This is a genomic window from Streptomyces sp. bgisy130 (genome assembly GCF_057708345.1).
Genome location: NZ_JBYISA010000011.1, coordinates 250342 through 260271, shown reverse-complemented (window position 1 = coordinate 260271; position 9930 = coordinate 250342). Strand labels below are relative to the sequence as shown.

The window sequence follows — 9930 nt, the reverse complement described above, 5'->3', positions numbered from 1 at the left end:
CCCCCCCCCCTCCCCCCCCCCCCCCCCCCCGCTCCGTACCACCGCCGCCGGGCTGCGCCGCGACAACTGGCAGCAGCTCGCCGGGGCCGGTGTCCATGAGGTGCCGACCGGCGACTTCTCGTACTACGACCACGTCCTGGACACCAGCGTGATGGTCGGCGCGATCCCGGCGCGGCACCGCGCCGCGGTGGCCGCCGACCCCCTGGACGGCTACTTCGCGATGGCCCGCGGCACCCAGGACGTGGCGCCGCTGGAAATGACCAAGTGGTTTGACACCAACTACCACTATCTCGTCCCGGAGTTGGGGCCGGACACGGTCTTCGCCGCGGACTCCACCCAGCAGGTCGCCCAGCTGACGGAGGCACTCGGCCTGGGGCTCGCCGGGCGGCCGGTCCTCGTCGGGCCGGTCAGCTACCTCCTGCTGGCCAAGCCCGCGCCCGGCGTCCCAGCCGGCTTCGATCCGCTGACGCTGCTCGACCGGCTGCTGCCCGTCTACGCCGAGGTGCTCGCCGATCTGCGGGCGGCCGGCGCCCGCTGGGTGCAGCTGGACGAGCCGGCGCTGGTCCAGGACCGCTCCCCCGCCGTACTGAACGCCGCGGCCCGCGCCTACCGGGACCTCGGTACGCTCACCGACCGCCCGCAGCTGCTGGTCGCCTCGTACTTCGACCGGCTGGGCGAGGCGCTGCCGGTGCTGGCCAAGGCACCCGTCGAGGGCCTGGCGCTGGACTTCACCGGGCCCGCGGCCGGCAACCTCCAGGATCTCGCGGCGGTCGGCGGGCTGCCCGGCAAGCGGCTGGTCGCCGGCGTCGTCAACGGCCGCAATGTGTGGATCAACCACTACGAGCAGTCGCTGGCGACCCTGGGCACGCTGCTCGGGCTGGCCGAGCGGGTCGATGTGTCGTCCTCCTGCTCGCTGCTGCACGTCCCGCTGGACACCGGTGCCGAGCGGGACATCGACCCGCAGATCGTCCGCTGGCTGGCGTTCGCCCGGCAGAAGACCACGGAGATCGTGACGCTGGCCCGCGGTCTGGCCCGGGGCACCGACACCATCGCGGCCGAACTCGCCGCCAACCGCGCGGACCTGGCCTCCCGGGCGGGCTCGGCGCTCACCCGTGCCCCGGCGGTGCGGGCCCGCGCCGCGGCCGTCACCGAGGCCGACGGCCGCCGTTCCCGGCCGTACGCCGAGCGGTCCGCCGCCCAGCGCGCGCACCTCCGGCTGCCGCTGCTGCCGACCACCACCATCGGCTCGTTCCCGCAGACCGCCGCACTGCGCACGGCGCGGGCGGATCTGCGGGCCGGGCGGCTGGACGCCGAGGGATACGAGGAGCGGATCTCGGCGGAGATCCGCGAGGTGCTCGCCTTCCAGGAGAAGGCCGGGATCGACGTCCTGGTACACGGTGAACCGGAACGCAATGACATGGTCCAGTACTTCGCCGAGCAGCTGACCGGCTACCTCGCCACCCAGCACGGCTGGGTGCAGTCCTATGGGACCCGCTATGTCCGGCCGCCGATCCTGGCCGGGGACATCTCCCGTCCCGAGCCGATGACGGTGCACTGGACCCGCTATGCCCAGTCGCTCACCGAGCGGCCGGTCAAGGGCATGCTCACCGGCCCGGTCACCATGCTCGCCTGGTCCTTCGTCCGCGACGACCAGCCGCTGGGCGACACCGCCCGCCAGGTGGCGCTCGCCCTGCGCGACGAGGTGAACGACCTGGAGGCGGCGGGCACTTCGGTCATCCAGGTCGATGAGCCCGCGCTGCGCGAGACGCTGCCGCTGCGTGCGGCCGGCCACGCCGCGTACCTGGCCTGGGCCACCGAGGCGTTCCGCCTCACCACCGGCGGGGTCCGTCCGGACACCCAGATCCACACCCATATGTGCTACGCGGAGTTCGGTGACATCCTCCGGGCCATCGAGGACCTCGACGCCGATGTCATCAGCCTGGAGGCGGCCCGCTCCCATATGCAGGTCGCCGCGGAGCTCGCCACGGCCGGCTACCCGCGCGAGGTGGGGCCCGGGGTCTATGACATCCACTCGCCGCGCGTCCCGGACGTGGCCGAGGCAACGGCCCTGCTGCGCAAGGGACTTGCCGCGATTCCCGCCGAGCGGCTGTGGGTCAACCCGGACTGCGGCCTGAAGACCCGTGGCTGGCCGGAGGTGCGGGCCGCGCTGGAGAACCTGGTCGCCGCGGCCCGGGAGATCCGCGGCGGGCTGCCCGGCGGGGCTTCCTGACGCCGTGCGGGCCGGGGCCGGCACCCGTGGGGGTGCCGGCCCCGGCCCGTCGTCGGCGGCTCAGCCCGTGATGATCGCCGGGTCGCTCACACCCACCTCTCCGGTCTCCACATGGCCGGCGAACCGGCGCAGGAAGGCGGGGTCGGTGTCGGAGGTGACCGACAGGTCGTACCAGCGCTTGCTGGCCCGCAGGTCGAGCGACTTCTTGACGGTGGCGCCGGCCCGGACCGGGTAGGTCTCGGCGGGGCCGCCGTAAGCCTGGGTGACGGTGAGATGGCAGTCGGTGCTGCCGGGGTTGGTCAGGGTGAGTTCGACGCGGCCGGCCGTCTTGTCATGACGGGCGGTCACCTCGGGCCCGGCCTTCTTGCCGTTGCCCTTGAAGGTGCGCAGGAAGCCGTTCGGGCCGTAGACGGACAGGTCGTAGACGTCCTTGGAGTAGGCCGTGTTCCAGGTGTCGGAGATCTTCTTGCCGGCCTCCGTGGTGTACGTCCAGGGGCCGTCGGTGCGGTTGCCCGCGGTGACGGTGAAGCAGGCGCCGGCCTTGTCACCGCTCTTGAAGGTGAGGGTGAAGCGGCCGGTGGACGGGGTCGCGGACCCGTCGACCAGCGGCTCGTACGGCAGCGGGCGGGCGGGGCGGGAGCCCGGCTCCTGCTTGGGCAGCACGGGGTTGGCCGGCGGCTTCGGCACATAGCTGTCGTGCCGCTCCTTGTCCGGCGGCTGGTAGCCGTCGGTGGCGGGGAGCGAGGCCGGCTTGGTGTTCTCCAGCCCGAAGTCGAAGGCGGAGGTCAGGTCGCCGCAGATGGCGCGCCGCCAGGGCGAGATGTTGGGCTCGTGGACGCCGAAGCGGCGCTCCATGAAGCGGATGATGGAGGTGTGGTCGAAGACCTCGGAGCAGACGAAGCCGCCGGTGCTCCAGGGGGAGACGACGAGCATCGGGACGCGCTGGCCGAGGCCGTAGGGGCCCGCGGAGTACTTGGCGTTGCCGCCGAAGCTGTCGAGCTTGGTGTCCACGGTCGACAGGCCACGGTCGGCGGAGGCCGGCGGGAAGGGCGGCAGGACGTGGTCGAAGTAGCCGTCGTTCTCGTCATAGGTGATGAACAGCGCGGTCTTGCTCCACACCTCGGGGTTGGAGGTGAGCGCGTCCAGGACCTGGGAGACGTACCAGGCGCCGTAGTTCGCGGGCCAGTTGGGGTGCTCGGAGAAGGCTTCGGGGGCGGCGATCCAGGAGATCTGGGGCAGCTTGTCGGCCTTCACATCGGCCTTGAGGACGTCGAAGTAGCCGTCGCCCTGCTTGGCGTTGGTGCCGGTGCGGGCCTTGTCGAAGAGCGGGTCGCCGGGCTTGGCGTTGCGGTACTGGTTGAAGAAGAGCAGCGAGTTGTCGCCGTAGTTGCCGCGGTAGGCGTCCTCGATCCAGCCCCACTTGCCGTCCGCGTCCAGGCCGTCACCGATGTCCTGGTAGAGCTTCCAGGAGATCCCGGCCTTCTCCAGCCGCTCCGGGTACGTCGTCCAGCCGTACCCCTCCTCCTCGTTGCCGAGGACCGGACCGCCGCCCGAGCCGTCGTTGCCGACATGGCCCGTGTACATGTAGTAGCGGTTGGGGTCGGTCGCCCCGATGAACGAGCAGTGGTACGAGTCGCAGATGGTGAACGCATCGGCGAGCGCGTAGTGGAACGGGATGTCCTTGCGGGTCAGGTGGGCCATCGTCCCGGCGGTCTTGGCCGGGATCCAGTTGTCGTACTTGCCGTTGTTCCAGGCCTTGTGGCCGCCCGCCCAGTCGTGGTCGAGACCCTCGATGAACTGCATGCCGAGGTTCTCGGCGTCGGGGTGGTAGGGCAGCACCTCCTTGCCGCCGTCCGGCTGGTGCCAGACGGACTTCCCGCTGTCCAGGATGAGCGGGCGCGGGTCACCGAAGCCGCGTACGCCCTTCATCGAGCCGAAGTAGTGGTCGAAAGAGCGGTTCTCCTGCATCAGCACGACGATGTGCTCGATGTCCTTGAGGGATCCGGAGCGTCGCGTGGCGGGGATGGCGGCGGCACGGGCGATGCTGCTCGACAGGGCCGAGGCGCCCGCGGTGGCGCCGGCTATCTGGAGGAAACGCCGTCGATTCAGTTCAGACATGGGGCTGGGAACCTCTTCGGTTGTGGGGGAGTTGGCGAAATGACGGGGTCGGTGTGCGGTTGTGTGAGGAGTGGTGCGGAACCACGGTCAGCAGAGTGTTCCAAGAGGAGCGAGCGCCAGGGAAGGGGGGGTGTCGCAGGTGTGACACATCGCCGTACGCGCGACGAACTCCCTGGTCGGAGATGTCGTACGGTCGACAGTGGAGCATTTCGGGCAAGGAGGACGTGATGGACCGGAGCAGCGATCGGCACGCCGGCGGGGACCGGGCGGCCCGGCCGCCGGAGGAGGTCGCGGCCGGCAACGCCGCCCAGGCCGAGGCATGGAACGGGGACGACGGGGAGTACTGGGTCCGGCAACGCGCGCACCAAGAGGCCCGGTACCGCCGGCTCACCCCGCGGCTGATGGCGGCGGCCGGGATCCGGGCGGACAGCCGGGTGCTGGACATCGGCTGCGGCAGCGGCGGGACGAGCCTGGAGGCGGCGCAGGCCGCTGTCGAGGGAGCGGTGCTCGGCGCCGACCTGTCGGGGCCGATGCTGGCCGAGGCCCGGAAGCAGGCCGCGGCGGCCGGACTTCCGCAGGTCACCTTCACGCAAGGGGACGCTCAGGTCCACGACTTCGGGGCCGCCGCGTTCGATGTCGTGCTCAGCCGCTTCGGGGTGATGTTCTTCGCCGATCCGGAGGCGGCCTTCCGCAATATCGCCCATGCCCTGCGGCCCGGCGGCCGGCTGGCCTTCCTGTGCTGGCGGGAGCTGGCGCAGAACGCCTATCTGACCGTGCCGTTCGAGGCCCTCGCCCCGTATGTGCAGCCGCCGGACTTCGGCGCCCCGGGGGAACCGGGCCCCTTCTCGCTCGCCGGTACCGACCGGATCAGGACGCTGCTGGACGGCGCGGGCTTCGACGGGATCGCGGTCGACGCGGTCGACGAGCCGATGTGGATGGGCACCGACGAGGACGATGCGGTGGCCTCCCTGACCGATATGCCGATGGCCCGCACGATGCTGGCCGCGGCCGACGAGGAGGCCAGGGCCGGGGCGCTCGCCGCTCTCCGGCGCGCTCTGGCCGCCCACCGGGGCCCGGACGGGGTCACGCTCGGCAGCGCGGCGTGGCTGGTGACGGCCCGGCGGCGGTGAGGGCTGCGGCGCGGCCACAGGACCGCGAGAACGGCGGTGGCCACCCCCGCCACGGGGGCGGGGGTGGCCACCGGCGTGTTCAGCCCATCGCCGGTGCCGGCCGGGCGGCCGGGGCCAGCCGGCCCGTGCGGTGCAGTCCGTAGAGGGCGGCACTACAGGCCAGGCCCAGGACCGGGAGGGCGATCCAGGGCAGGGCAGGCAGACCGGCGGACCGGGAGGCGTCCAGTGCGGCGCCGGTGAGCAGATTCCCGAGGGTGATGCCGATCCCGCAGATGGTGTTGTAGAGCCCGTAGTGGGTCGCCACCAGGCGGTTGCCGGACAGCCGGACGATGGTGTCCATCTCGAACGGGTAGGTGATCATCGTGCCGAGGGCGAGCAGCAGCGCACAGAGCGCGGGCGGGACGGCCGCGAGTGCCCAGCGGCCGGGGCCGTCGGCCGGTACCGGCAGCGCCGTGGCGGCCAGCAGCGGGACGAACGCCAGCCCCATGGTCAGCAGCCCCCGGGCGAGGGCGCGGCCCGCGGTCATCCGGGCCTTGCACCAGCGGGTCACCCGGGTCTGGCCCAGGATGGTGCTGAGCCCGGACACCGCGAACAGCCCGGCCACCGCCGCGGTGCCGAACTCCCCGTCGCCGCCCAGTCGTCGTACCTCCAGCGGCAGCGCCAGATAGACCTGGAACGACAGCACATAGGAGCCGATCATGGCTCCGGAGAACAGCAGGAACGGGCGGTTGGCCAGCACGCCCCGCCACGGGGACGGCTCGCCGTCCGGCCGGCGGCCGCCGACGTCGGGTGCGGCCTCGTCCCCGCGGGCCGGCAGCGCCCGGATCTGCACCAGGCTCAGCAGCGCGAAGATCCCGGCCGCAACCAGGCAGGTGACCCGGAAGTTGACGCCGGTGAGCACCATCCCCACCAGCGGGCCGAGCAGGATGCCCGCCTGGTAGAAGACGTTGAACAGCGCGAACGCCTCCAGCCGCCGGTCGCCCGCAGCGGCGGCCAGATAGGCCCGGACCGCCGGGTTGAACAGTGCGCCGGCCAGCCCGGTGGCCGCGGACGCCGCCAGCAGCGCGGACAGCGAGTCCACCAGCCCCAGCGTCGCGAAACCGAGCGTCCGCAGCACACAACCGGCCACGATCAGCGGCTTGTAGCCGAACCGGTCGGCCAGTGCGCCGCCGGCCAGGAACATCCCCTGCTGGCTGAAGTTACGGACCCCCAGGACCAGCCCGACCAGCCAGCCCGCCAGGCCGAGCGTCCCGGACAGATGCGCCGCCAGATAGGGCATCAGCATGTAGAAGCCGAGATTGATGGTGAACTGATTGACCATCAGCAGCCGGGCGCTGCGCTCGTAGGAACGGAACTGGGTGAGCATGCCGGTCACCGGGCCTCCTCCGCAGCCTGGGCGGGCGTCTCGCCGGGGCGGTCCGCCGTGCCGGACGTGCCGAGCGGATCGACGACCTGTGCGCACCGGCTCCAGGCGGTGACCTCCCGCTCCCCCAGCCGGCTCAGGGTCTGCGGCCCGTCCGCCGGCGGGGCATCGAGCAAGTGGTGGGCGGCGCAGTACTGGTCGTCGTACACGGTGCTCAGATAGCGCTGCGGTCCATCGGGGAAGACGGCCGCGATACGAGTGCCGGCCGGCTCGGTCCGGCTCAGCCAGCCGGCGACCAGCGCGACCGCTCCGACGCTCCAGCCGCCGGTGGCGTAGTGCGAGGACGCCAGCGTGCGGCAGGCCCAGACCGCTTCGGCGGGCGCGACCCAGTGCACCTCGCTGAACTGGTCGTAGGCGACATTGCGCGGGTAGATGCTCGATCCGAGCCCGCGCATCAGCCGGGGGCGGGCGGGCTGGCCGAAGATGGTCGAGCCGATGGTGTCGACGCCGACGAGCCGCAGCTGCGGATAGAGCTGGCGGAGCACCCGGGACACCCCGGCGGAGTGCCCGCCGGTGCCCACACTGCACACCAGGACGTCGATATGGCCCAGCTGGGAGGCGAGTTCCAGCGCCAGCGGCAGATAGGCGGTGGTGTTGTCGGGGTTGTTGTACTGGTCCGGGCACCACGCGCCGGGGTGCGCCGCGAGCAGTCCGCGCACCCGGTCGCGGCGGGCCTGCTGCCAGCCGCCGGTGGGGTGCGGCTCGCTGACGATCTCGACCTGTGCGCCGTACGCGGTCAGCAGCCGGGTCATCGAGGACTCCAGACCGGGGTCGGTGACCAGGCTGACGGGGTGGCCGTGGACCATCCCGGCGAGCGCCAGGCCGAGGCCCAGGGTGCCGCTGGTGGATTCGATGATCCGGGCGCCGGGCCGCAACTCACCGCGGGCGCGGGCGCGTTCGACCATGTGGAGTCCGGGCCGGTCCTTGATGCCGCCCGGGTTGCGGCCTTCGAGCTTGGCCCAGAAGCCGCGGCCGGGCGGGGTGAGCGGCTCGGAAATGTGCAGGACCGGGGTGTTGCCGACCAGGCCGGGGATGCCGGAGGCGGGGGCCGGGCCGGGCGTCGGGGAGTCGGGAGCGGGGGCAGCGGGAGAGACGGAACGGGCCGCCGTGGGGAGAGAGTGCATGATTCGCTCTCGTTCGGTGGTGGGATATACGGGCGCTCATCTCGCGCCGGCCGGGGTGGCCGGACGCGACGGCGGGCTCCTATATCCGGCACCGGCACAAGGCGGCGAGGGTGGTCCGCCCGCTGCGGGCGGGTCTGCTTCGCCCGGGTCCGCTCCCCGCGGACGGGCGCCGTCCCGCCGCGAGGCGCACGGCCCCCGCGAGGACGGCGGGCACCGCGGCACCCTCCGCCCCGGCGGCCGGGCGGCCCTGCGGGAGATGGCCGGACCGGCCGGGCCCACAGGTGGAGTCGTGGTGCCCGGCGTCCGCCCCGGCGGCGGTCGCTTGGGCGGGCGCGACGGCCACGGGAGCGGACCGGCCCGACGGGACCGCCGCCGGGGCGGATACGGGGTGGTGGCCTTCGGCGCCGTCGGCACACGGGAGCACCACGGCCAGCAGCCCGGCTACCAGGAGCAGCGGTACGGCCGGCCGGCGCCGGCATAAACGGGCGCCACCACGGGAGCGCGAACCGCCGTGCGGACGGGCACCACTACGGAGGCGGGCACCACTACGGAAGCGAAGACGGAACCGAGGGAGGAACAGAAGGCGGAAAAGAAAGCACAACGGAACGCGGAACGGCACAGGGCCTCCGGGAGACTGCCGCCGCGCCGGAGCGGAATACGCAGGCGGGCAGGCGGCATCGGCAGGGGATCGATCCGGAACCGGCCGGAATCTAGACCTGCTGCACCACGGAGTTCGTTGCGCTGCGCAAGGGTGGCAGGGCGGCCCGGGCGCCCGCGGACGCCCCGGACGGGCCCGGTGCCGGTGGCTGCCAGGCGCAGCCCGCCGAGGGGGTGGGGCACGGCAGTGTCGGGGCGGCGCCCTGCTGGGGCAGGCCCGACACACACAGCTCGTGGGAGTGGTGCTCGGGCTGCTCGGGGTGCTCCGGCTGCTCACACTGGCCGCTGTGTTCGGGGGCGAGCCAGGCACCGGAGTCCGCGGCGGCGGAGGCCGCCACCGGCACGGCGTTCACCAGATGACCCTCGGCGCTCTCCGCCCGTGCCCCGTGGGCGACCAGCACGCTGATCAGCACGGCGGCCAGCCATAGCACACGAAACGGAACCGCTGAACCGCGGTTCCGCATCCTGCTGTTGGACGGCCCGCGGGCCGTCCTGACCGTTGCCATACCGCGATCGTAGCCGCGGCGGCCGGCGGTTGCCGGTATCCCCGCGCCCACCGGCGCATATCAGTCACCGGGCGAGGCGCGACAGCGGTCCGCGTCAGCACCTCGCCCCTACGTTGACGGCCTGTCAGACCAGCGACACCTCGGACGAGGGCGCCGGAGTCCCGGCGGCGGTCTCGGCGACGGCTTCCCGTACGGGCTCGGCGAGCGGCTCGGCCGGCACGGGCGGCGGCACCGCCGGCTGGCTCTTCGCGTCGGGCACGCTGCGCAGCGGGGTGCGGCTGGTCAGCGGGGCCTTGCGGGCCGCCTCGACCCGGCGGGTGAACCAGATGACCTTGCCGTCCGGGGTGCCACAGGTGCCCCAACTGTCGCTCACTGCCGCCACTCTGGAGAGCCCGCCGCCGCCCGCGCTGAGCAACTTCGGCAGGCGCGGCCCCTGGTCGGCGACGGAGGCCGTGAGGTGCCGGCCGGTCCAGCGGAGTTCGACGACGCACGGCGCGTCCGGGCCGATATGGCGATGGACGTTGGTCAGGAGTTCCGCCACTCCCCGGCATACGGGCGGGATATGCAGCTCAAGATCCCAGTACCGCAGGTGCGCGGCCAGAATCCGCTGGATCTGCGGCACACGCTCCGCCGAAGCATGCAGTTCGACCGTGTAGTGCCGGTCGCCGGGAAGTGTCATGTCGTGGCTCCTCACCGCGAGGCTCACGCCCTTCACCTCGTTGGACCAACGAACCCCGAAACA

The 9930-nt window shown here is 72.7% G+C and carries 7 protein-coding genes; 2 read left to right on the top strand and 5 right to left on the bottom strand.

The features are described 5' to 3' along the window. Window positions 1–2230, top strand: a 2230-nt coding sequence (gene metE, locus AC3EUV_RS17875; RefSeq protein ID WP_435603318.1) for a 5-methyltetrahydropteroyltriglutamate--homocysteine S-methyltransferase, incomplete at its 5' end; no start/stop codon positions are given. Window positions 2231–2290: 60 nt separating this feature from the next. Here metE and AC3EUV_RS17870 read toward each other — a convergent pair. Further along, window positions 2291–4348, bottom strand: a complete 2058-nt coding sequence (locus AC3EUV_RS17870) for a phosphocholine-specific phospholipase C (RefSeq protein ID WP_435603317.1) — start codon at window positions 4346–4348, stop codon at window positions 2291–2293. 227 nt (window positions 4349–4575) lie between these two features. On the opposite strand from AC3EUV_RS17870, the gene AC3EUV_RS17865 reads away from it, so the two are divergent. Continuing rightward, window positions 4576–5478, top strand: coding sequence for a class I SAM-dependent methyltransferase (locus AC3EUV_RS17865; RefSeq protein ID WP_435603316.1), 903 nt, complete (start codon window positions 4576–4578; stop codon window positions 5476–5478). 79 nt (window positions 5479–5557) lie between these two features. Here the strand turns inward: AC3EUV_RS17865 and AC3EUV_RS17860 are convergent, their stop codons facing one another. From AC3EUV_RS17860 to AC3EUV_RS17845, 4 genes are all read right to left on the bottom strand, one after another. Further along, window positions 5558–6844: an MFS transporter gene (locus AC3EUV_RS17860; RefSeq protein WP_435603327.1), complete on the bottom strand. Its 1287-nt coding sequence runs from the start codon at window positions 6842–6844 to the stop codon at window positions 5558–5560. A 5-nt stretch (window positions 6845–6849) separates the two neighbouring features. Beyond that, window positions 6850–8025, bottom strand: a complete 1176-nt coding sequence (locus AC3EUV_RS17855) for a PLP-dependent cysteine synthase family protein (protein WP_435603315.1) — start codon at window positions 8023–8025, stop codon at window positions 6850–6852. Between the two features lie 710 nt (window positions 8026–8735). After that, a complete protein-coding gene (locus tag AC3EUV_RS17850; RefSeq protein ID WP_432144007.1) occupies window positions 8736–9188 on the bottom strand; it encodes a hypothetical protein in 453 nt (150 codons plus the stop codon). A 124-nt stretch (window positions 9189–9312) separates the two neighbouring features. Then, entirely contained in the window at window positions 9313–9867 is a 555-nt protein-coding gene (locus AC3EUV_RS17845) for an ATP-binding protein (protein ID WP_435603314.1), read from the bottom strand. Window positions 9868–9930: the final 63 nt, after the last annotated feature.

Bases quoted from the DNA above. Each gene is read 5' to 3' on its own strand.
- AC3EUV_RS17850 (WP_432144007.1), bottom strand. From the start codon at position 9,188: ATGGCAACGGTCAGGACGGCCCGCGGGCCGTCCAACAGCAGGATGCGG.
- AC3EUV_RS17870 (WP_435603317.1), bottom strand. From the start codon at position 4,348: ATGTCTGAACTGAATCGACGGCGTTTCCTCCAGATAGCCGGCGCCACC.
- AC3EUV_RS17855 (WP_435603315.1), bottom strand. From the start codon at position 8,025: ATGCACTCTCTCCCCACGGCGGCCCGTTCCGTCTCTCCCGCTGCCCCC.
- AC3EUV_RS17845 (WP_435603314.1), bottom strand. From the start codon at position 9,867: ATGACACTTCCCGGCGACCGGCACTACACGGTCGAACTGCATGCTTCG.
- AC3EUV_RS17865 (WP_435603316.1), top strand. From the start codon at position 4,576: ATGGACCGGAGCAGCGATCGGCACGCCGGCGGGGACCGGGCGGCCCGG.
- AC3EUV_RS17860 (WP_435603327.1), bottom strand. From the start codon at position 6,844: ATGCTCACCCAGTTCCGTTCCTACGAGCGCAGCGCCCGGCTGCTGATG.